This window comes from Arcobacter acticola, assembly GCF_013177675.1.
Taxonomy (GTDB): Bacteria; Campylobacterota; Campylobacteria; order Campylobacterales; family Arcobacteraceae; genus Aliarcobacter; species Aliarcobacter acticola.
Genome location: NZ_CP042652.1, coordinates 2,252,879 through 2,275,901 on the forward strand (window position 1 = coordinate 2,252,879; position 23,023 = coordinate 2,275,901).

Sequence of the window (23,023 nt, forward strand, 5' to 3'; positions counted from 1 at the left end):
TCTCCAATTCAACAATGGGATTAATTTTAAAATAAATCTATTAATTATCTGTTAGTTAAACAGTGTATAATTATCAAAATTAAAGAAAGAAAAATTGTGATTACACAAGCAAAAAAACAAAATAATATGAATCTTGCAATTTTAATCCATAATGCAATACACGATATTGCAAATACCCTAACGGGTGAAGGTGAAAAAGATAAAATATTACAAACTTTAAATTTATATATTTCAATGGATATAAATAGATTAAGTTACAACAATATTTGGACTTATGAAATAGAAAATGAAATAGCAGGACTAATCTTAGCTTATGATTCAAACAGAGTAAAAAAGCTTGATGGTGCTATTTTAGAGTATCTAAAAACGAAAAATATCTTTTTAGAATCATTTGATAAAGAGTGTTTTGAAGATGAATTTTACATAGACACAGTAAGTGTTTTTGGAAAATTCCAAGGAAGAGGAATTGCAAAAGAATTATTTGCATTTATTGAAAATAAAGCCAAAGAAGAAGGCTTTGAAAAAGTATCTCTTTTAGTTGATTTTGAAAATCTAAAAGCTCTAAAACTCTATGAAAAAATAGGTTTTGAAAAAAACTGTATATTAGAAGTATCAAAACATAATTATCATCATATGATAAAAATGCTTTGATAAAAAATTTAAATCTAATTTAAAAACTACTTGAATTTAATAAAAGTAACAATCCTAATATAAACATAAAAATTGGTGCTACAATTTCTAAAATATTTTTGATTCTATTTGATTTTGAAGATACTTTCCCCAAAGAAACTCCCAAAAACGATGAAGCAAAAATAATCACTGCCATCCCAAGACTTATAGCAATACTAGCAAGTAAAACTGAAAAATATGTTTTCAATAAAAAAGCATAAACAAACAGTAAAACAGTTCCAGGGCATGGAATAATTCCAGCTGTTAATACAAAAATTATATTTTGTTTTCTTTTTAATTTATTATCAAATATTGGTTTATTAGAACTTGTTTTTACAAAATTTATATTTGATGCATTTATAGAGAAATTTGTCTTTTTTAAATCCACATTACAAGCACAACATGAAGATGATTTTCTACTTAGTTTTCTATATAAAATGTATAAAGCTAAAAGCATAATAACCAAAGCAGAAAATGAAGTAACATAAGAAATAGAATCTTCCATAAATTTATTTAAAACACTTTCCAATACAAATACAGAAACCAATACTAAAATCAACGCTCCTATAATATGAACAAAAGCCGTTCCAAGAGATACCATAAATGCTTCAAAATATGAACTTTTTTGAGCAGAAAAATATGAAAAGGCTAATGCTTTTCCATGACCTGGTCCTAAAGCGTGTAAAACTCCATACAAAAAAGAAGCAATTAAAAGAAAAAATAGTGCATAATTATCTTCACCTTTTTCAATATCTACCAAATATTTTTTCATATTGTAAGTAAATTTATCCAATAAATTTTCATTTTTTACTGTTTCTTCTACAATATTCTTTTCTTGTTTTTTTTCTATATTTTTTATTTGTTCATTAATTAGTTTTTCTTCTACTATCTCTTTTTTATCATCTTCTTCAAATATAGGTAAAGAGCTATCATTTATAGTAAAAGAAACATCATTTATATTTGTTTTTTTGGTGATTTTATAAGGAATATTAAGTAACTGTTTTTTTTCATCAAAAATTATAAAAAAATAGTTTTCATTGTCAAAGATATGAATATTTAAAATATTTTTATCATAAAGTTTATAATTTAAATCAATATTATATTCAAAACTTAAAACCGAATCTTTAAAAATCATTTTATAATTTTTTACTTCAAAAGGATTTGATTTTTCATTTATTTGTTTGTCATAAGAGATTTTAGTCAAGAAATTTTTAGGTTTTAAATATGCGATTAAGGCATCTTCAATCAGTTTTAACTCTTTGTCATTAAAACTAGTATCCAAATCTAAATCATATAGTTGTAAAAGCTCTTTTGTAAACTCTGAAGCAAAACTCCAATTAATCTTTAAGGTTTTGATATGTGTTTTATCAGCTTTTATAGATGTTGTAACGTGGGTTTTTGGTGTATATACAGAACATAAAGAGCATCCAAAAACAATGCTCTTTAAAAATAATAATATTAATAAAAATCTTATCATTTACTATAACTATTTGCTATTTCTTTCGCACTTAAAAGTAAACTTTCATTCCATTTTTCATTCAAAGGATCAATTGATATAACAGATGCTCCAATATTTTTCGATATTGTTTTTGCACTTTTTTGTGAAAATTGAGCAGATACAAAAACAATTTTTATATCATGTTTTTTTGCATCTTTTATAAGTTCTACCAATTCATTTGGTTTTGGCTCTTTTCCTTCAACTTCAACTGCAATTTGCTCTAAATTATATCTTTTTGCAAAATATCCCCAAGATGGATGAAATACCATAAAAGCTCTATTTTCATAAGGTGCTAAAATAGTTTTTACTTGAGTATCTAAATTATCCAACTCTTTTAAAAACTCTTCATAGTTAGCTTTATAAAATTCACTGTTTTTTGAATCAATTTTAATAATAGCCTCATAAATATTTTTAGCTTGAACTTTTACTAAAATAGGATCTAACCAAATATGTGGATCTAAAGCTTCATCTTCATGCTCATTTTCGTGTTCATGATTTGTATGAATTTCTTCTTCATCATGATGCCCATGTTTAGCCATTGCAAGTTTTTCTATTCCAATAGTTGTATCTACAAAAGTAGTGTTTTTTGCTGATAATTTGAACTTATCTAACCAAACTTTTTCAAATGAAACCCCAATATAAAAATAAATCTTAGAATTAACCAATGATTTCATTTGAGATGATTTTGGTTCATAAATATGTGGAGATGCACCTGGCAGGACCATTACATTTACATCAAATTTATCTTTTACTATTTTTTCAACAAAATATTTTTGAGGTAAAATACTTACACTTAATTCAGCCTTTGATGCATTTAATACTGTAAACATTGCTATAAATAAAAATAATATTTTTTTCAATATTTTATCCTTTTGTTTTCTTTGCAACTTAGTTGCGATTTGGAATTTTAATTAATTTTTTCTTTAATGCAACTTAGTTGTAAAAGTAAGTTTAAAAATAAATTGATATAATATTACCCATGAATGAAATAAATAACTTAAACAATATTACAAATATCAAATTAACAAGTGCGAGAAAATCAATTTTGGAACTTTTGATAAATTCAAATAAACCTTTATCATATGAAGATATGAAAGATAATATTTCTATGGACAAGGCAACTTTTTATAGAAACATAACAATTTTTGAAGAAGAATCTGTTATTAGTTCTTTTGAATCAAATGATAAAAAAAGATATTTTGAAATTTCAAAAACTCCCCATTCACACTTTATTTGTTCAAGCTGTTCAAAAATAGAGTGTATTCATAAAAAGATTGATTTTAATCTGCCTGAATATAAAATTGAAAATATAATTATAAAAGGTATTTGTAAATATTGTTTAAATAAAAAGGAAGAAAATGCTTAAAAAGTTTTTAATGATCGAAGACTTTATCTCAAAAGAAGCTCTAAGTGGGATACTACTATTTATAGCTACCGTTGCTGCTGTAATTGTTGCAAACTCTAGTTGGGGACAAGCTTATTATGATTTATGGCATATGCCATTAGGAATGACTCTTGGTGAAAAATCTATATCAATGAGTTTAACATATTGGATTGATGATGGACTTATGGCTTTGTTTTTTCTTATGGTTGGTCTTGAAATCAAAAGAGAAATGGTAATTGGTGAACTTTCATCAGTAGCAAAAGCATCTTTTCCTATTATTGCAGCTATTGGAGGAATGGTAGTTCCAGCACTTATTTATGTAGCTTTAAATACTGATAATCCATTAGGATTTGGTATTCCAATGGCCACAGATATTGCTTTTGCCCTTGGTATTTTAATGTTACTAGGAACTCGTGTTAATCCAGCACTTAAACTATTTTTAGTAGCTCTTGCAGTTGTTGATGACTTAGGAGCTGTTTTAGTAGTTGCTACTGTTTATACAAGTGAAATAAAAGCTGAATACTTTTTACACGCAGGTGTTACATATGCTCTAATTTGGTTATTAAACTATATGGGTGTTAAAAAGATTTTACCTTACTTAATTTTAGGTGTTTTTTTATGGATATTTATTCATGAAATAGGAATTCACGCAACAATCGCTGGAGTTTTATTAGCTTTTGCAATTCCTATTAGTTCTAAAATTGATGAGGATAAGTTTATTGAAAAAACAAGAGAATCACTTGATGAGTTTGAAAAACATAGAGATCCAATTCCTGTTTTAAATCATCATCAAATAGATGCACTTGAAGGTATGGCTTATGGATATGATAAGGTTCAAAATCCATTAGTAAGACTTGAACATAATCTTCATGGTTTATCTGCATTTTTTATTATGCCTTTATTTGCTTTTTCAAATGCAGGTGTTATTATTGATTTTTCTACAATAGATGCAAACTTAATGATTGTGTTAGGAGTTGTTTTAGGACTATTAATAGGAAAACCTGTTGGTATTTTTGGATTTACTTACTTGGCTACAAAAATCGGTCTTATCAAAAAACCAGATGATATTTCTTGGTATGATGTAATTGCAGTTGGATTCTTAGGTGGTATTGGATTTACTATGTCAATTTTTATTACACATTTAGCATTTAGTGATGAAACAATAATTGCAGCTGTTAAACTTGGAGTTTTTGCAGCTTCATTCATTGCAGCTCTTATTGGTGTAATGCTTATTATGATGAAGAAAAAAGCGTAAATACGCTTTTTCTTCAACTTTTAAAATAGCAATTTTATTCTATTTCTTATAATAATTATTTTGATATAATTCCCAATGACAAAACTATTAAAAAATACCCTATTTGAAAATGTTACACATATCAACGAAAGCTTTTCAAAACATTATCATGATACATATACAGTAGGTCTTACTTATGATGGGGTATTAAAAACATATAATTCAAATAAAAGTTTTGACTTTTATAAATACTCAATTAGAGTAAATAATCCAAATGAAGTACATGAAGGAATCAGTCAACACTGGTCTCACTCAAACTTTTACCCTACAATTGAGTTATTATCAAATTTATATGAGCAGATATTTTTTGAAAAAAAAATACCATTTTTTGAAAATCATATTATAAATGATAAGGTTTTATTTTTTAAATTACATAACTTTTTTGATTCATTTTTCAAAAATGAAGATGAAATTTTAATTGAAACTCTTTTGATTGATTCATTGTCATATTTAATACTACATTTTACAAACTATACAAAAAACTATAATGATATTTTTGATAATAAAATTATTGTAAAAAGATCTTTAGAACTTATAAATGATTGTATTGATGAAAATATAAGTCTTGATAAACTAGCTTTAAATTGTAATCTTAGTAAATACCATTTTTTAAGAGTTTTCAAAAAAGAAATAGGTCTAACACCCCACTCTTTTATTATAAATGAAAGATTAAACCGTGCAAATAATTTAATTAAAGAAGGAATTACCATTAGTGAAGCTAGTTTACTTGTGGGATTTAATGACCAGTCACACTTTACACGAAATTTTAAAAAATATTTTGGATACACGCCAACTTTACTTCAAAAAAATAGCAATATTATTCTATAATTAATTACTTATTTTATATACAATAATCTCCTAAAAATTACAAAAAGATAGATAATGACACAAGCAAACAAAAATATATTTTATTTTATGATGGTTTTAGCAATGGCAGGATGGGGTGCATCTTGGGTAAATGCAAAAGTATTAAGTTCTTATATAGATGAATATCAGATGATGTTTTTAAGAAATTTTTTTACAATAATTACCTTAGCTCCAATATTAGTAATAACTAGAAAATATTTCTATTCAAATACCAAAAGTCTTATTTTAGCTTTTATTGCTGCTATTGTAATGATTGTTTATCTAAAATTCTATTTTTTAGGGGTAAAGTTTGGAACAGCAAGTCTTGGTGGAGCATTAGTTACTACTTTGATTCCTATTAATACATTTATTTTAATGGCCTTGTTTTTCGGTAAAAAATTACAAAAAAAAGATATATTTGCACTTATTCTTGGAATGTTTGGGGTTTTAACTATTTTAAATATTTGGAGTTTTTCAATTGAGCAAATATTTACAGAACATAATTTGTATTTTTTAGCTGCATCTATTTTATGGCCTATTTTTACAATAATTTCTTCAAAATCGACAAAAACTTCGCCTTTAGTTTTTTCATTTTATATGTATGTTTTTATGACTATTTTACTTTTAATATTTTTTGTAGAACCTACAAAAATGCCTTATGCAAATTTTGATTGGATTTTTTGGGCAAATGTTTTATGTGTGGCTGTTGTTTCAACTACCTTTGCCACATCAATTTATTTTATTGGAATTGAAAAATTAGGTACAAATGAAGTTAGCTCTTTTATATTTTTAGTACCATTTTTTGCAATTGTTTTAAGTGTAATTTTCCTAAAAGAACATATAAGTTATTCAATTATTTTAGGTACAATTATGACCTTAATTGCTGTAAAAATACTAAACAATATCAAAATATTCAAAAAGAAAGAAAAAATTGCATAATCAAGAAAAAAAGCTAAATACCTTTACTCTTTCAGGACTTATTATTGGCCCTATTTTAGGCTCTGGAGTTATATTACTTCCATCTATGCTTTATAATATGATAGGTAACTATTCACTTATTATTTGGGCTATAATTTTATCTTTGGGCTTTATTTTTGCACTTGTTTTTGGAAAACTAGCAATTTTATATCCAGGTGATGGTGGAGTTTCATTAGCAACTAAAGAGGCTTTAGGTAAAAAGTATCAACTACTTACTTCTTTTTATCTGATTTGTGCTGTATTTTTTGGACCTGTGGCTGTTTTATTAATTGCAGGGCAATTTATAAAACCTTATTTTCCCGATACTTCTGTGGTAACTTTGGGTTTTTTTATCTATTTAGTAACTTATGCTTTATTGCTATTTAGAATTGATTTTATTGGGAAATTAATGCTAATTGTAAGTTCTGCAATTACAATTATATTTCTAATTTCTAGTATAAATATCTTACTTCAAACAAGTAGTTTTTCTTTAGTGATTCCATCCCTTGAGTTTTCACAAATTGGCTACTCTTTTTTATTAGCCTTTTGGGCAATTGTTGGATGGGAAGTAATAGGTAACTATTCAAATGAAGTGAAAGAGACAAAAACTCTTACAAATGCTGTAATTTTTTCAGCAATCATAGTGTCATTGGTTTATATTTTGATTTGTTTAGCTATTTTGTTTGGAGATTTTGAGAAAAAAGGAATTGAAGCTTTTAAATTAATTTGGTTAATTGAGCCTATTTTTAAATCATATTCAAATCTAATATTATCAAGCATATCTATGATTTTGTGTGTTGGAACTTTGATTTTATTTGTAGGTGGAGTTGCAAGACTCATATCATCTTTAAAACTAACTACTTATACCTCAAAACATCTAAGTAATAAAACACCAATTGGTGCTTTAAATTTATTATCAATGATTTATATTATTACACTTATTTTAGTGCATTTTGAAGTTTTATCACTTGATAATCTAGTAGCTTTTGCAGATGGATTTTTTATTGCAAATGCAATTATTGGACTTATAACTGCTATTGTCATATTTAAAAAAGGATTTCTTAGAAATTGTTCAATATTTTTAACTTTTTTATTTTTTATAATACTTCTATTTTCAAATATTTTTATATTAGTGCTTATTATTTCACTTTTTATTTTCACATTTTTCAAGAAGTAGTAAATACTACTTCTGTTGACTTACATACTCATTTGCAATTTTTTCACTTGTAGTTGAAAAGTTTGTTAATCTTTTCATAACTAAAGTTGCTGTTAAATCCCCTGTTACATTTATAGTAGTTCGGCACATATCTAAGATTCTATCAACTCCTAGAATAAGGGCAATTCCTTCAAGGGGAACACCAATACTTTGTAAAATTGTAGCAAGTATTACAATACCAACTCCTGGAGTACTAGGTGTTCCAATAGATGCTCCAACTGTTGTAAGTGCTAATACAAAAAGTTCTACAAAGCTTAAATCAATAGAAAAAACTTGAGCTAAAAAAACAGCCGCACAAACTTGATAAAGTGCTGTTCCATCCATATTAATAGTTGCACCCAAAGGTATAACAAACTTTGAAATAGATGTTGGAACTTCAAGTTTAGTTTCTGCTGTATTTATAGACAAGGGCATAACAGCCGCTGAACTCGACGTTGAAAAAGCCATAAGCTGAACCTCTTTTATTTTTCCTAAAAACTCTAAGGGTTTCATTTTTGAAGCTAAATAAACTATTATTAAATAAAAACACAAAATTAAAACTAAACCAAAAATAACTGTAAATATATACATAAGCATTGAAGAAATAGCATCAAATCCGATTTTAATAGTAATACTACAAATCAATCCAAACACAGCATAAGGAGCTAATTTCATAGCCCACTCTACAATTTTCATAGAAAAAGCTTGCAAGGATTTAGATAAATCAATCAAAGGTTTTGATTCTTCCTCTTTTAGGCTCAAAAGTGCAACTCCAATAAAAATTGCCAAAATTACAAAGGCTAAAATATTTCCAGAAAGCTCAGCTTTTGCAACACTTACAGGTATTAAATCCACTAATAAATCAGGTATAGATATATTTTGAGCCTCTTTTACAACTTGAATATTTGCTACTGACATTTGATTTATCATCTCTTTTGAAACATAAGAACCTGGATTTATAAAAGTGGTAATCAAAATCCCTATACTTACAGCAAATAGCGTTGTAAAAACAAAATAAGGAATAATTACTAAACCTAGTTTTTTAAGAATTGCAACACTTTTTGCGCTTGTAATTCCTAAAATAATAGAACTTAAAACTAAAGGAATTACAATCATTTTTATTAAAGCTAAGAAAACATTTCCAATAAGTGCTATCCAAGGAGCTAATTTTAGTGCTAACTCATTTGAAATTAAAGCAAAAGCAGAAGGAGAAAGAAGTAAACCGATTACTATTCCACTTATCATTCCAAGTATTACTTGAAACCACAATTTACCTAATAGATTTTTCATTTTAAACCTTTTTTATTTTAAAAAATAATGCATATAAAACTGGAACAAAACCAAGGGTAAACATAGTTGATATCATTAAACCAAAAATAATTGATATGGCCATAGGCTCCCACATAACTCCTCCACTATACCACAAAGGAACTAATCCTAATATTGTTGTTAGTGTTGTTAAGATAATTGGTCTAAACCTACTAATACTAGCTTCAATAATTGCATCATAAGAGCTAAAACCATTTTGCTCTTCTTCTATTTTTATTCGCTCTATTAATACAATTGCATTATTAATTACAATTCCTGAAAGGGAAATAATTCCTAAAAGTGTCATAAAACCAAAATATGAATTTGTAATAAATAAACCAAATGAAACCCCAATTATTCCCAAAGGAATTGCAGTTAATATAATAAGTGGTTTTCTTACAGAATTAAACTGAGCAACCATTAAAAGTAATATTGCCATAAAAGCAATTGGAAGGTTTACAGCAATTGAATCATTTGCTTTTCCAGAAGCTTCAAACTCTCCTCCAAATTCATAATAATATCCCAAGTCAAAAGATTTTGAATACTCATCAAGCCATGGTTTTATAGTTTCAAAAACAGCTAAAGCATTGTAACCATCTTTTATATCAGAACCTACAATTATTGTTTTTAACCTATCTCTTCTGATGATTTTTGATTCTTCATAAACTACATTTACACTAGCTACTTGAGATAATGGAATATTTTTACCACTGCTTTGAGAATAAACATTTATAGTTTCTAATCTATTTATATCATCTTTTGTATTTTCATTTGAACGAATAATTATCGGAATTAACTTATCTTCTTTTCTAAAAGTTGTTACTTCAAATCCACTAAGGCTTGTTTGTAAAGAAAGTGCAATATCAAGATTTGAAATTCCTTCTTTTAAAGCTTTTGCTTCATCTATTTGAATAGTTAATTTTTTATTTCTAAGTCCCCAATCATCTACAATATTTTTAACTCCATCTATTTTTGCTAATTCTTGTTTTATTTTTGAACTTAACTCAAAAAGTTTATCGGTATCTTTTCCACTAATTCTAATTTCTATTGGTTTTTTAACAGGAGGTCCCATTGCTAATGTTTTTGCATTTACTTGCATATCAGGGAAATTTGTTTTTGCAAAATTTTCGATATCTTTTCTAATTGGTGTTAAATCACTATTCTCTTTTGCATTTATTAAAATTGTACTATATTCAGCACTTGCAAGTTCTTGCTCATAAGATAACCAAAATCTAGGTGCACTCTCTCCTATAAATGAAACAAAGTTTACAACTTCACTCTCTTGTGCTTTTGACATATATTTTTCTTTTATATATCTTTCAATTGTTTGTACATTATTTTTAGTAGTTTCAATAGCAGTTCCAACAGGAAGATTTATTTCAACAGTAAAAGTAGATTCACTTGATGGTGGGAAAAATTTCTTTGGAACATAATCTAAAAGTTTTAATGAAGCAACAAAAACAACTACTACAAAAATCACTACCACTATTTTATTTGTAAGAACAAAATTTAAAAAGCCCCTATAAAAAATCTGAAAATGACTCTCTTTATGCTCTTTTTGTAAATCTTTTTTCAAAAAATATTTACTTAAAACAGGAGTTAAAGTAAGAGCTAAAACCCAAGAACATAAAAGCGTAATTGTTACAACTTTAAAAATAGAATTTGTATATTCACCCGTACTTGATTTTGCTAAAAATATTGGCAAAAATGCAGCTGAAGTAGTAAGTGCAGATGTTAAAAGTGGAATTTTTAATTCATTAGCACTTTGAAGTGATGCTTCAACTACATTTTTCCCCCTTTGCATTAAAACCATAATAGATTCACTCATTACAATAGCACTATCAACTAATAGTCCCAAGGAGATAATAAGAGCAGCAAGGGATACTTGGTCAAGCCAAATATCAAATATTGACATTATTATAAATGAAGTCAAAATTGACATAGGAATTAAAACAGCAACTATAAGACCAGTTCGTAAACCAAGAGAAAAAAGCATAACAATAACAACTAAAGCCATAGCTTGAAGTAGATTATTTACAAAATCCCCTACTATTTTTCCTACTATTTTTGGCTCATTAAAAAGTCTATCAAGTTTTACACCCAAAGGAAGTTTTTCTTGAATTTCTTTTGTAAGTTTGTCTATTTGCTCTCCAAGTTTAATAATATCTCCATCTTTTTTCATAGATATTGCTAAAACCAAAGATGCTTTGCCATCTTTTTGTACTATAAATGAACTTGGATTTTTATACTCATATTTTATCTTTGCAATATCTTTTAGATAAATTTGTTCTGATGTATTTAAAGGAATTATTGTATTTCCAATTTGAGTTACATTTTCATAATTTCCCGATGGTTCAATTGAAAGTCTATTTGTATCAACTTTTATATTTCCACCTGAAAGAACTATATTTTTGCTCTCTAAAATATTTTTTAAATAACTTGCACTTAAATTTAATCTCGCCATTTTAGAGTTATCAAATTCCACATACACAACTTGTGGTTGGATTCCTAAAATTTCAATTTTTGCAACATTATCAAGTCTTAAAAATATATCTTTAGTATCATTTGCAATATCTTCAAGTTCTTTGGGACTTAATCCATCACTTGAAATAGAAATCATTGAACCATAAACATCTCCAAATTCATCATTTACTATTGGTTTTGATGTTCCACTTGGAAGCTGTCTTGCCCCATCTTCTACTTTTCTTCGAAGACTATCCCAAATTGGTCGCATATTTTTATGTTTTTCTAAAATATTTACAAAAATAATAGATACACCACTTTTTGAAGTTGATTTAATAAAATCAATTTCACTCATTTGTTGTATCTCTTTTTCTAATTTATCAGTTACAAGTTGCTCAACTCTTTTAGCACTTGCACCTGGAAAATGTGTTACCACTGTAGCAGTTCTTATGATAAAACCTGGGTCTTTTGCCCTTGGTAAATCTAAAAAAGAGATAATCCCATAAATAAAAAGTAATAGTGAAAAAACAATAGTTACCTTGTCATTTTTTAAAGCAAATGAAGTAATATTCATCTTAATTTCCTAACTCTTTTATATTTGCAATCACAACTTCCATATTTTCAAAAACTTCACTCATTCCAGCTTTTAAAACTAAATCATTTTTATCTAAGCCTTCTGTTATTTCAAATCCTTCTTTTATTAGATTTGCTACTTTTATATCTTTTCTTTTTACAAAATATTTTCCATCTTGATTTTTTAATACATAAACAAAATAGCCATTTTTATCATTTAAAACAGAATTTGAAGGAACTAAATATTCGATTGTTTTTGTCTTATCTTCCACATCAAAATAAACATCAGCAGACATTCCAGCTTTTATTAGGCTTGAACTATCTTGCAATTTTGCAATTACTAAATAAGTTTTTTCAGTTTGTGAAGCATATTTTGATATTTCAGATATTTTTGCTTCAAAGGGTTTTGAATCAATAGAATTAAAAAGAACTTTTACACTGCTATCTTTTTTTATTTTATTTATAAAAACTTCAGGAACTTGAATTCTTACTTCATCTACTAATTTATCACTTATTAAAATTATTGGTGTTCCAAGAGCTATATTTTCATTTTCATTTACATATTTTGCACTTATATATCCATTTATTGGAGCATATAAGTTAGTATAAGAAAGTTGTAATTTTGCATACTCTAACTCTTGAGTAATATTTTTAACCTTTGCACTACTTGCCCAAAAAACAGCTCTTGCATTATCTATATCACTTACACTTGAGTTTTGATTTATATATAATTTTTTTGTTCTTTCATAAGTACTTTTAGCATTTTGTAAACTTGCATTTGCTTCACTTAATGCATATTCTATTTGAGAAACCCTTAACTCATAAGGTTTTGAATCAAGTCGTGCAATTAAATCACCTTTTTTTACCTCATCACCTATTTGTGATTTAAAATAATTTAGATTTCCTTGTACTTTAAAACTAAGTTTTGTTTGATTACTTGAACTAGCAGTTGCATTAAACACCCTATTTTGATTTTCATCTTTTAAAATAGGGTTAATTGCAAAAACAGATTTAACAACATCTTCAACTTTATTTTCCTCTTTTTTTTGGCAAGCTGCAAAAAATAAAACCAAAACTACTAATATATTTAATTTTAAAAACTTTCTCATTTATTAACCTTTAATCGCATTTAATATTTTTTCTTCAATCTCTTTTTTCTTATTTTCATCTATTAAAATATCTATTTTCCCACTAAAAAAGTATATTGATGATAAATCAACCAAATAATCAATAGTAGAAATATTTTCATTTAATTTTGAAACGATATAAGAGTTTTGAGCATCAAGAAGGGAGATGATATTATCTCTTCCATTTCGATACTTATCTTGTATCAAATCATAATTCTTTTTTGAAAATTCTAAAGAAGTTTTTGCATAAGATATTTTTTCATAAGCTTTTAGAAGTGAGTCATAATCTTGTTCTACATTTTTTTCTATCAAACTTTTTACATTATTGTATTGGAGTTTTAAATTTACAAGTTCAATCTCATTTTTTTCTATACCTAAACTTTTACTTCCACCTTCATAAAGTGGCAAAGTAAGATTTATTACAGCTTGATACTCTTTATCATCCCAGTATCTTGTACTTTGTGAACCCTCACCGTATCTATCTACAATTTTTTTAGCACTTCCTTCAAAGGCAATTGTTGGTAAATATCTTGAATTTTTATTCATTTTTAATTCTTGATTTTTTACATTTATTAACTCAGCAATCTGTTTTAATCGTGAATGGGAATAAATAATATCATCTAAAAATAACTCTTGAACTTTTTTGTTTGAGATATATTTAATTGCATCACTATTTAAAAGTTTAAAATTATTTGAGTTCATTCCATACTCTACAAAAGAGAACTCTTTTTCTATTTGAAGTAAATTTGACAACTCTATTTTTAAAGATTTTAATTGCTTTTTAGAGTTTGAAAGTTCCATATTTGCATTTGCTAGTTCACTTTCCCATCTATAAACATCACTTCTATCTTGAACTCCTATTTCTACTCTTTGTTTTGCAAAATTTAGATTTTGACTTATAAAATTGTGTTTTATTTTTATAATATCATTGTAGTTATTTGCTTTTATTACATTTAGATACGTAACTAAAACTTTATAAAGTATCTCATCATTTTGAGATTTAATACCATTTGAGTTTGATAATTCTAATAGTTTTTTGATTTCTATATTTTTCAAAATTTTATCTGAATAGATAACTTGTGTTAATTTCAAACCAACTTCAGCTGTACCTTGACTATATAAACCATTACTATATTTTGCCCTATCTTCATCTATTTGAATTAAATTTGAATAAAAATCAATTTGTGGTTTATAATCACTAATTGAATCATCTATATTAAGTTTATCAATTTTTGTGTTGTTTTTATTTTGTTGAATTTCAATATTATTTTCAAGTGCTAAAGAAAAAATATCCTTTAAATCTAAAGTTTTTTGATTGGCTGGAATTATCTCTTCTTCAAATATTTCTTCATTTATTTTATTTTCAATATATATACTATTTGATATTTTTTTCTCTTTTAAATACTCAAATATTGCTAAAGCAGAAGCTCTTATAAGTCTATTTTCATCATAAACAGAAGATATAAAATTGTATGAAACTATATATGAATTACTATTATTTGTATATTTATTTTTACTATTTAAAATTATTAGTTTTTTATCATTAAACTTTTTTTCACAATCATTCTTACAAATTTTAATATTATAATTTATACTATCATTACTTGAAAAAAGGCTATTTGCTTCTTTTTTTATTGCATTTATATATTTATTTGTATTTTCATCTAAAAGTAAATCAATATTATAACTTTGAGCAAAAGATGAAGTTGCACTTAATAATGCAAAAGATAATAAATATGATTTTAAATATTTCATCTCTTTTCCTTATCATTTTTTAAAACATTTAAAATGGTTTTTATTTGTTCATTTTCAAGGCTCTTTTTTGTTAAATATGGTTTTATAAAATAAAACATATTTAATGCACCTTTTTTAGCATTATCAATTAAATCATTTGATAATAGATTCCAAAAAGATAAATTATTACAAGCTATTATCCAAGAGTTTGAAACAAATAAATCGATTTCTTCATCTTGCATTTCTATAATGTATCCATATTTTATTTGGTGATGTACAAGTTTTTTAATCATTTCTATTTCATTTTGAAGTTGCTCTTCCATTATTTTTTTGAAACTAGGAAAAGTCATTACTAAAAGGTTTAATTCAAGATGTAAAAATCTATATTTAATATCAGCTTCTAAATTATCTAATAAAAAGTTTTTTAACAAAAATATTTCATCTTGAGAATAATCTAAAGAACTCACCTCTTTAAATACTATTTCTAAATATTGCAAAAATATTGCAGTTAAAATCTCTTCTTTATTTTTAAAGTGGTAGTAAAGATTTCCAACACTCATATTAAGCTCATCTGCAATATGCCTAGTTGAAGTGTTTAGACACCCTTTTTCATTAAAAAGTTTTATTGATACTTCAATAATTTTATCTTTTGTAGTCATTATTTTTTACCTTAGAACAAATGTTCTAAATAATAGAACAATTGTTCTAAATTAAGGCTTAAAAAAAGGTAGCCCTAAAAGCTACCTTTAAAAATTTATATATTTTTCTAAAACTATCTAGGATATGAGCAGTTATTTATATCTAAACAAATTCCGTTTATATATTCAGGACAATCAGTTGCTAACCAAACCATTGCTTTTGCAACTTCTTCAGGTTGTGCAAATCTTCCTGTTGCTACTGTTTTTTTGAACTCTTTTTTTCTCTCTTCGCTATTATCTTTTTGCATATCAGTTTCTGTAGGACTTGGAGCTACACAATTTACAGTAATTCCATGAGCACCTAACATTTTTCCATAAATTTTTGTAGCATTAATAAGTGCTGCTTTTGCCATTCCATACCAAACATCTGGATGTCCAATTTGACCAGCTATTGAAGCTGTATTTACAATTCTTCCATAACCTCTTTTTTTCATTCCAACACTAAATATGTTCATTAATTCAACTGGAGTGTATAAATCTACATTCATAATATGATCACGTGCTTCTTTTGGATAGTTGTCATAGGTATATTTTGGTTGCATATATCCAGCATTATTAATCAAAATATCTATTTCTCCTACTTCTTTTGCAAGGGCTGGAAGTCCCTCTACATCTGATAAATCATACTCAATAGCAGTTACATTTGCAACTCCAACTAAAGGACAAGTATCAAAATCTCTAGCAACAATTATTATTTCATATCCAAACTCTAACATAGCTCTTGATACTGCTAATCCTATTCCTTTATTTCCACCTGTTATTAAAACTCTTTTTGACATCTTAAATCTCCATTTATTATCTTGAGACCATTATATATATTCATGGGTTTTAATCATCTTAATAACATTTGTTTTATGATAGAATAAACATTAAAAAGATAATAATTGGAATTAAAATGACTTATAAAAATGAAAAACAATTAAGGGCACCTCTAAAAATTAGTCAATATTCATAAAAATTGAAAATATTCATAAAATCACTGATGATGTATACTTTGCAATAAAGCGACAAAACCCTTTATGTAAGGCTTTTTGTAGGACTTTTTAGCTAAAATATCTATATAAATATAGGTACAAAGGTTAAAAAATGGCAGGACTATTTGACTACGAATTTCAATTGGAAAAAATCAATAAACATCAACCACCGCTACAAAAACTAAACAAGATTATTGATTGGGAGATGTTTAGAGAAACAATTGAATCAGCTTTAGAAAAAGAGGATAGAAAGTCAAATGCAGGAAGAAAGCCATACGATAAATTGCTAATGTTTAAAATTTTAATACTTCAACGATATTATAATCTTTCAGATGAACAAACAGAATTTCAGATCAAAGATAGATTATCATTTTTAGATTTTTTAGGATTGCAAATCGGTGATGATGTACCAGATGAAAAGACTATATGGTTGTTTAAAGAGCAACTAAAAGAGAAAGGTTTATCCAAAAAATTATTTGAACTATTTACCTCTAAACTTATCTCAAATGGAATAGTTGCCAAAGAGGGGACAATCGTTGATGCTTCATTTGTAAATGTACCCAAACAAAGAAATACAAGAGATGAAAATAAACAAATCAAAGAGGATAAAATGCCACAAAGCTTTGAAGACAATCCAAATAAAAAAGCTCAAAAAGATTGTGATGCAAGATGGACAACAAAAGGAGGTCAAAGAGAATATGGATATAAAGATCATGTAGCCTCAGATCAGAAAACTAAAATTATCACTAAATATGAAGTGACGCCAGCTTCAACCCATGATTCACAAGTGGTTAAAGATTTGATAGATGGAGATGATAATACCCTCTATGCTGATAGTGCTTATAAATCTGAAGAGACTGAGCAATATCTCGAAAGTAAAAATGTGAAATCAAAAGTTATCAAAAGAGCCTACAGAAACAAACCCTTAACCAATGCCCAGCATAAAGAAAATTATAAACACTCTAAAACAAGAGTAAGAGTTGAACATATATTTGGAACACTTACAACTCAAATGCATAATGCACTTAATCTTCTCTCAATTGGAATAGATAGGATAAAGTCCACAATAGGACTTACGAACCTTACCTACAACTTAGTCAGATACGAACAGATGGTTAGATTACAAAAGGTAAAATTGATATGAAAAGAGTTGGGAAATGGATGAAATATCCAAAATATTAGGGTGATTTCCACAAAATTCTTAGTAAAGTTCAGTTAGAATTGGGCTGAGATTTTTTAAAAATCAAAAAAAGTAAAAGTTGGGAGCTTTAAAAGGTATTTTTAGAGGTTCCCATATGAGATATTTGCATCTTTGTGTAAAGCACCATAATTTAGATTTTCTAAAGAATATTTTGGTTTTAATAAAATTTGTTTTTCTCCATCAGGAAAATCTACTAATACTTCATCAAAATCAATTTTCACTTTTCCTTCAAAATCAACTCCATGAATACCATTTATTGCCAATTGACTTCCGTAATTTGGTTCTGGAATAAAACCTTTTTTTTCTAATAAACTCTTATGTAAATCACTCTTAATTAAACTAGGTGAATCAATAGATAATCGAACAACTAAAGATCTAGATTCTACATTTTCATTAAAAAGCGTTCCTCTTCCATTTGCAGGATGACAAGAAACACAAGTATTTGCATTAAAAAGTGGTCCTAATCCATCTCTTGCTGTTGTAACACTTGGAGCTTCAACCCAAGGAATTACAAAAAAACTTCTTCCCAAAATAAACTCATCATACTGCTCATCATTTAAACTAGGAAAAGGTTTTAGTAATAAAGAACTATCTTTATCACTTGATAAAAATTTACTATTACTATCAACTGCAAAAAGCCCTGTAGCAAAAATTGCTACAAGGCTTTTTAGAATAATAGTTTTTTTAAATAAATTAAATTTTTGTTTCTTCAGGATCAGTAACATCATCAGTACTTAAATCTATTTTATTAGCAGCAGCAACATTAACCATCTCATCACCTAGTTTTCTAAGTTCATTTTTTAGTTTTACAATCACTTTTGATTGAGCACTTTCAGGTCTTATTTGATAATCAAAATGCTCTTTAGTACGTGCAACCTCATCAATACTTGCAATTTTGGATTCAATTGAAACCATTAATTTTTCAATTCTAGTTTTTGTTTCTTTATCAACAGCATCTAAAAGTGATTTACCATATTTTTTACCATTGTAAGAAGCTGTTAAAATATTTTTAAATCCTAAATAGTTAGTTGCTATGTCTCTATGTGTATTATCAGAAAAACAAGAGTGTTCATCTTCTTCACTTGGAGTTAAAACAGCAACTGCAATTCTTTCATTTGCAAGTTCAGATTTTACGAATACACCCATTCCTGCAATAATTTGTTTTAAAGCGTCATTTGAATTTATATTTTTAGAAGCATTTTCACCTGTTAATTGACCTTTTAAAGCTGCTTGATATAAACCAGCATTTCCTTTAATCTCTTTTTGCCAAGCACTAGCGATTACTTCTAAATCATTTACAACTTTTTGGCTTGCTGCTTGTAAATAAGCTAGTCTTCTATCTGCATTTTTTTCACTTGTAAAATCACTTAAAGCTCTATTTCCAGCAGTCATAGCTCCAGGAGTTACACTATCTTTTAAGAAGTTAGAATAATCTTGATCTTGTCCCCATAATAAAAACTCAACTGCATGGTACCCAGATGCTACATTTGCATCTCCACCATTTTCATTTAAAGCAGAGATTGCATCAACTGTAATTTTTGTTACATCAACAGCACTTGATTCCTCTCCTCCTGGATTAAAAGTACCAACAGTGTCAATAATATTTCCAGATGTTTTAGCACCATTTGCATCAATAGTATAATCAATCATATTTTCATCAAGTGGCCAAGCATTTATTTGCCCTTCTAATGCACCATAAGCTTCTGCAACCCAACCATCTTCTGCATCAATTGGTCCATTTGCAAGTCTGAAGATTTCTGTTTGACCATAAGACTCTCTTGAAGTTAACCAAGCCTTTTTTGCATTGTCAAGATTTGCTTGTGTTGGGCTTTTTGCAAAAGCATCAATAGCTGTTTTTAAAGATTTTGCATCTTTTAAAGCATCACTATAATTTGCTAATGCAATATCTGAATAAGCATCTAAAATAGAAGCACCTTTTACTACTTCTGATTTCGAAGTTTGTGTATTTGAAGCTGCATTAGAACTTATTGCAAGAGCTGTTACAAGAGAAAGCGATACTAATACCTTTTTAGTTAAATTAATCATTTATTTCCTTTTTTTGTTTTAATATCAATATTAATATTAATTATCATTAAGGAATTAAACCAAAACTAAACTTTCATTTTTCTTAAAATGATAATAATTATCATAACAATATTTAAATTTATACTTTAATCAATAATTCAAGCTTTAAAACTTATACTTATTGAAACTAATTAGAAGGAAAATAAAATGAAAAAGCTATTATTTATACTTTTTATTTCTATTTATGTAAATGCTGTAAATCCTATTTCATTGCAATATATGGAAATTGATGTTGTACATACTTATTTAGATGGAAAAAAAGAAAACTATAAAATACAAAGGAATATAGATAAAAACTGTATGGATATACCTATGAGTCCTGAAAGTTTTAGTGGGGAAAATATTAAAGACAATATTTCAAAAGAGTGTAAAAGAACTTTTATAACAACAAAAGGAGTGATTCAGCCTCTTTATATAAATGATAAAATCAAAACCTTAGCAGAAATAGAAGTACTAGACTTTATTTATAATAAGTCTTCAAAAGAACCAAATAAATATGCTTTAATTGATACTAGAAAGTTTTCATGGTTTGAAGATGAAACTATTCCTTCTGCTTTAAATGTGCCCTTTGAAGATTTAGTTTATGATGAAGACTTTAAAGATGAATTTGAAAAAGCATATTCAAATTTAGGTATAAAAATAGTTGATATAGAAAAAAATAAATTTGATTTTACAAATACAAAAACTGTAGTATTTTTTTGCAATGGCCCATGGTGCCCTATTTCTTCAAAAAGTATTGATTATCTTTTAAAACTTGGTTACCCAGAAAATAAAATGATGTGGTATAGAGGTGGGATGTTAGACTGGAGTGCTATGTCTTTAACTACAACAAAAAAAATGAAATAGAGAAAAACTCTATTTCATAATATTTTATTTTTAGAATAATGATTTTAGATTTTTAATAAGCTCATTAGCTTTACCATCTTCAAGTTTTCCACCTAAAGCTTTATTTATTTTTTCTTCAATTTTATCTTTATTTTTTTCCAATTGTTTATCAATTTCATTTTTTAATAAATCCTTTGTATCAAATGAAAATTTAGGATTTGAAGTATTTCCATTTACATTAATATTAAATGAAGTCTCTTTAATTTTTGCTTCTAATGTTGCATCAATAGTATTATTTTGTGTATCAAAAACAGAGTTATTGATTGCAATCTCAGTATTTGCACTTTTCATATTTACAGTTGAAGTTAATATATTTTGATTAATATCACTATTTATACTAACTGTTTCATAAATCTCTTTTGTTAAATCAAATTTTGCTAATTGGTTAATTAAAGTAGAAAATTCATTTTCTAGGAAATGCCCATTTACAAGGTTTCCACTTAATGTTCCTTTTTTAACTAATAAATTATAGTCTACCTTGAAAGTTCCTTTTGAATCAAAAATTTCTGGTTGATATAACATATAAGTTAATTCTTTTATTCCAATATCACTAAGTGTTGCACTTAAATCATCATTCTTTAAATTAAAGTTTAATGCTCCACCTAAAATACTTGATTTCCCATCAACAATTAAAGAGTTTTCTTTACTTTGAATATTCCCACTAATATCCATAGCTCCTCTTAATTTTGTTTTTGTAAAATCTACTAAGTTAGTTAATGAAGCAATTTTTACTAAGTAATCACTATTTAAAGAAGCTTCATTAAAATCAAAAACTGCTTGATTTATATTTAAATCTAATAAATTTGTATTTAAACTAGCTTTTGAAACAGCCTGATTTGGAACCAACGAAGTATCAACATTTAAATCAAAAGTTACTATATCTTTTATCTCTTGTTTGAAAACAGTATTTACAACTTCATTTATTATTTTACCTTCAGTGATTTTTGTATTTATCAAACCATTTAAAGTTTCAATCTTAGCATTTTTGATATCTCCATCAATATTTAAATTTCCTGTTGCATAAACAGGTTCATTTAACATATGAAGAAGTTTTTCAATTTTTGCATCTTCTATTTTGAAATTTATATTTTCAAGATTTGAATCTTTTAGTTTTAGATTATATGTACTTGTACTTTCAAAAATATTTGAATTACCAGCAATTGAAATATTAGAATTTTCTAGAAAAATATTTCCAGAAGTATAGAAGTCTCCATTTAATTTTTTACCAATAACACCTTCTAACTTATTTAAATTTTTTACATCAATTCTATAATCACTAAAAGATTTATTTTTTTCTAAATCAATAACAGTTTTATCTAAAAATATATCAGCAACTGAAGATATCAATTCTGATTTTACTTCTACTTTTTTTCCTAATAAAGAAGCATTTATATTTGTTTCTATATTTATTGAAGTATTAATTGATTGTTTAAATTCTTTATTTACTACATCATTATTAATTTTACCTTTTGAAATATTTGCTTTTACAATACCGTCTAAGTTTGTAACATCAATATTTTTTATATCAGCTGTGATATTTAAATCACCAGTAGCATAAATAGGTTTATTTAATAAGCTCAATAACTCTTGAATTTTTGCATCTTTTAAATTTATATTTATATTTTTAGGCTCAAAATTAACTAAATTTACATGATAATCAGTTTGACTAAGTGCAATATTTGTAAAACCTTGAATAACTGCGTTATTCTTATCTCCAACAAATGTTCCATTTGTAGAAAATGGTCCTTTTAAATCTTGTTTTGTTAGGTTTTTTAAAGTTGCTAAATCATTTATTTTAATGTCATATTTTAAATCTACACTTTGTTTGAAAATAGCTAAATCACCTGTGATTAGTATTTGAGAATCATCATTTATTTTTGCATCAAAATTTATTGTATTAAAAGTTAATCTAAAATCATTTACTTTTAATTTAACATCTTCTTGTCCATCATTTACTTTGTTTTCAATATAAGAAGCAATAATTCCGTTACCATATTTTGTAAATAAAGTCCCATAAACTGAACCTATTATAAGAATAATTATAATCGTTAGAAATAAAAATAGCTTTTTCATTTGTATCCTTTTTTAATAATTGAGATGATTATAACAGAATTTCGTAAAAAATTAAATTA

At 26.4% G+C, this 23,023-nt stretch carries 19 protein-coding genes; 8 read left to right on the top strand and 11 right to left on the bottom strand.

Annotated elements, in window-relative coordinates; all coding sequences use genetic code 11:
- Window positions 1-96: 96 nt before the first annotated feature.
- The gene (locus AACT_RS11540; RefSeq protein WP_172127062.1) at window positions 97-651 is read left to right on the top strand and encodes a GNAT family N-acetyltransferase; all 555 of its coding nucleotides are present in this window, start codon (window positions 97-99) and stop codon (window positions 649-651) included.
- A gap of 19 nt (window positions 652-670) precedes the next feature.
- On the opposite strand, the gene AACT_RS11545 is transcribed toward AACT_RS11540, so the two are convergent.
- Together AACT_RS11545 and AACT_RS11550 are read right to left on the bottom strand one after the other, a co-directional pair.
- Window positions 671-2,146, bottom strand: a complete 1,476-nt coding sequence (locus tag AACT_RS11545; RefSeq protein WP_172127064.1) for a nickel/cobalt transporter — start codon at window positions 2,144-2,146, stop codon at window positions 671-673.
- Window positions 2,143-3,027 carry a metal ABC transporter solute-binding protein, Zn/Mn family gene (locus AACT_RS11550; RefSeq protein ID WP_172127066.1) on the bottom strand — a complete coding sequence of 295 codons (885 nt, stop codon included), beginning with the start codon at window positions 3,025-3,027 and terminating at the stop codon, window positions 2,143-2,145. Before AACT_RS11550 ends, AACT_RS11545 begins: the two co-directional genes overlap by 4 nt.
- 119 nt (window positions 3,028-3,146) lie before the next feature.
- Here AACT_RS11550 and AACT_RS11555 point away from each other — a divergent pair, with 119 nt between their 5' ends.
- The 5 genes from AACT_RS11555 (at window position 3,147) to AACT_RS11575 (ending at window position 7,825) form a co-directional block, all read left to right on the top strand.
- Entirely contained in the window at window positions 3,147-3,533 is a 387-nt protein-coding gene (locus tag AACT_RS11555; RefSeq protein WP_172127068.1) for a Fur family transcriptional regulator, read from the top strand.
- A complete protein-coding gene (gene nhaA / locus AACT_RS11560) occupies window positions 3,526-4,806 on the top strand; it encodes a Na+/H+ antiporter NhaA (RefSeq protein WP_172127070.1) in 1,281 nt (426 codons plus the stop codon). Before AACT_RS11555 ends, nhaA begins: the two co-directional genes overlap by 8 nt.
- Window positions 4,807-4,881: 75 nt before the next feature.
- A complete protein-coding gene (locus tag AACT_RS11565; RefSeq protein WP_172127072.1) occupies window positions 4,882-5,673 on the top strand; it encodes a helix-turn-helix transcriptional regulator in 792 nt (263 codons plus the stop codon).
- A gap of 54 nt (window positions 5,674-5,727) precedes the next feature.
- Window positions 5,728-6,630 (top strand): DMT family transporter, encoded by a 903-nt coding sequence (locus AACT_RS11570; protein ID WP_172127074.1) that lies wholly within the window; start codon window positions 5,728-5,730, stop codon window positions 6,628-6,630.
- Window positions 6,623-7,825 carry an APC family permease gene (locus AACT_RS11575; RefSeq protein WP_172127075.1) on the top strand — a complete coding sequence of 401 codons (1,203 nt, stop codon included), beginning with the start codon at window positions 6,623-6,625 and terminating at the stop codon, window positions 7,823-7,825. The genes AACT_RS11570 and AACT_RS11575 overlap by 8 nt, the downstream gene beginning before the upstream one ends.
- A 6-nt stretch (window positions 7,826-7,831) precedes the next feature.
- On the opposite strand, the gene AACT_RS11580 is transcribed toward AACT_RS11575, so the two are convergent.
- From AACT_RS11580 to AACT_RS11605, 6 genes are all read right to left on the bottom strand, one after another.
- Window positions 7,832-9,133, bottom strand: coding sequence for a dicarboxylate/amino acid:cation symporter (locus AACT_RS11580; RefSeq protein ID WP_172127076.1), 1,302 nt, complete (start codon window positions 9,131-9,133; stop codon window positions 7,832-7,834).
- A 1-nt stretch (window position 9,134) separates the two neighbouring features.
- Window positions 9,135-12,188, bottom strand: coding sequence for an efflux RND transporter permease subunit (locus AACT_RS11585; protein ID WP_172127077.1), 3,054 nt, complete (start codon window positions 12,186-12,188; stop codon window positions 9,135-9,137).
- A 1-nt stretch (window position 12,189) separates the two neighbouring features.
- On the bottom strand, window positions 12,190-13,296 hold the full coding sequence (locus AACT_RS11590; protein ID WP_172127078.1) for an efflux RND transporter periplasmic adaptor subunit: 1,107 nt from the start codon (window positions 13,294-13,296) through the stop codon (window positions 12,190-12,192).
- A 3-nt stretch (window positions 13,297-13,299) separates the two neighbouring features.
- The gene (locus tag AACT_RS11595; protein WP_172127079.1) at window positions 13,300-15,069 is read right to left on the bottom strand and encodes a TolC family protein; all 1,770 of its coding nucleotides are present in this window, start codon (window positions 15,067-15,069) and stop codon (window positions 13,300-13,302) included.
- On the bottom strand, window positions 15,066-15,707 hold the full coding sequence (locus tag AACT_RS11600) for a TetR/AcrR family transcriptional regulator (protein WP_172127080.1): 642 nt from the start codon (window positions 15,705-15,707) through the stop codon (window positions 15,066-15,068). The genes AACT_RS11595 and AACT_RS11600 overlap by 4 nt, the downstream gene beginning before the upstream one ends.
- A gap of 113 nt (window positions 15,708-15,820) precedes the next feature.
- Window positions 15,821-16,525 carry an SDR family NAD(P)-dependent oxidoreductase gene (locus AACT_RS11605; protein ID WP_172127081.1) on the bottom strand — a complete coding sequence of 235 codons (705 nt, stop codon included), beginning with the start codon at window positions 16,523-16,525 and terminating at the stop codon, window positions 15,821-15,823.
- Window positions 16,526-16,832: 307 nt separating this feature from the next.
- On the opposite strand from AACT_RS11605, the gene AACT_RS11610 reads away from it, so the two are divergent.
- Complete coding sequence (locus AACT_RS11610; RefSeq protein ID WP_172125441.1) at window positions 16,833-17,864, top strand: IS5 family transposase; 1,032 nt, start codon at window positions 16,833-16,835, stop codon at window positions 17,862-17,864.
- 137 nt (window positions 17,865-18,001) lie between these two features.
- Here the strand turns inward: AACT_RS11610 and AACT_RS11615 are convergent, their stop codons facing one another.
- Entirely contained in the window at window positions 18,002-18,646 is a 645-nt protein-coding gene (locus AACT_RS11615) for a di-heme oxidoredictase family protein (RefSeq protein WP_228720484.1), read from the bottom strand.
- Window positions 18,615-19,967 carry an imelysin family protein gene (locus tag AACT_RS11620; RefSeq protein WP_172127083.1) on the bottom strand — a complete coding sequence of 451 codons (1,353 nt, stop codon included), beginning with the start codon at window positions 19,965-19,967 and terminating at the stop codon, window positions 18,615-18,617. Before AACT_RS11620 ends, AACT_RS11615 begins: the two co-directional genes overlap by 32 nt.
- A gap of 186 nt (window positions 19,968-20,153) precedes the next feature.
- Between AACT_RS11620 and AACT_RS11625 the strand changes: the two genes are divergently transcribed.
- Window positions 20,154-20,852 carry a rhodanese-like domain-containing protein gene (locus AACT_RS11625; protein ID WP_172127084.1) on the top strand — a complete coding sequence of 233 codons (699 nt, stop codon included), beginning with the start codon at window positions 20,154-20,156 and terminating at the stop codon, window positions 20,850-20,852.
- A 30-nt stretch (window positions 20,853-20,882) separates the two neighbouring features.
- Here the strand turns inward: AACT_RS11625 and AACT_RS11630 are convergent, their stop codons facing one another.
- Entirely contained in the window at window positions 20,883-22,964 is a 2,082-nt protein-coding gene (locus tag AACT_RS11630; RefSeq protein WP_172127086.1) for a translocation/assembly module TamB domain-containing protein, read from the bottom strand.
- Window positions 22,965-23,023: the final 59 nt, after the last annotated feature.

Coding starts and splice junctions, on each gene's coding strand:
- AACT_RS11545 (WP_172127064.1), bottom strand. CDS start 2,146: ATGATAAGATTTTTATTAATATTATTATTTTTAAAGAGCATTGTTTTT.
- AACT_RS11555 (WP_172127068.1), top strand. CDS start 3,147: ATGAATGAAATAAATAACTTAAACAATATTACAAATATCAAATTAACA.
- nhaA (WP_172127070.1), top strand. CDS start 3,526: ATGCTTAAAAAGTTTTTAATGATCGAAGACTTTATCTCAAAAGAAGCT.
- AACT_RS11565 (WP_172127072.1), top strand. CDS start 4,882: ATGACAAAACTATTAAAAAATACCCTATTTGAAAATGTTACACATATC.
- AACT_RS11570 (WP_172127074.1), top strand. CDS start 5,728: ATGACACAAGCAAACAAAAATATATTTTATTTTATGATGGTTTTAGCA.
- AACT_RS11580 (WP_172127076.1), bottom strand. CDS start 9,133: ATGAAAAATCTATTAGGTAAATTGTGGTTTCAAGTAATACTTGGAATG.
- AACT_RS11585 (WP_172127077.1), bottom strand. CDS start 12,188: ATGAATATTACTTCATTTGCTTTAAAAAATGACAAGGTAACTATTGTT.
- AACT_RS11590 (WP_172127078.1), bottom strand. CDS start 13,296: ATGAGAAAGTTTTTAAAATTAAATATATTAGTAGTTTTGGTTTTATTT.
- AACT_RS11595 (WP_172127079.1), bottom strand. CDS start 15,069: ATGAAATATTTAAAATCATATTTATTATCTTTTGCATTATTAAGTGCA.
- AACT_RS11600 (WP_172127080.1), bottom strand. CDS start 15,707: ATGACTACAAAAGATAAAATTATTGAAGTATCAATAAAACTTTTTAAT.
- AACT_RS11605 (WP_172127081.1), bottom strand. CDS start 16,525: ATGTCAAAAAGAGTTTTAATAACAGGTGGAAATAAAGGAATAGGATTA.
- AACT_RS11610 (WP_172125441.1), top strand. CDS start 16,833: ATGGCAGGACTATTTGACTACGAATTTCAATTGGAAAAAATCAATAAA.
- AACT_RS11615 (WP_228720484.1), bottom strand. CDS start 18,646: ATGTTACTGATCCTGAAGAAACAAAAATTTAATTTATTTAAAAAAACT.
- AACT_RS11620 (WP_172127083.1), bottom strand. CDS start 19,967: ATGATTAATTTAACTAAAAAGGTATTAGTATCGCTTTCTCTTGTAACA.
- AACT_RS11625 (WP_172127084.1), top strand. CDS start 20,154: ATGAAAAAGCTATTATTTATACTTTTTATTTCTATTTATGTAAATGCT.
- AACT_RS11630 (WP_172127086.1), bottom strand. CDS start 22,964: ATGAAAAAGCTATTTTTATTTCTAACGATTATAATTATTCTTATAATA.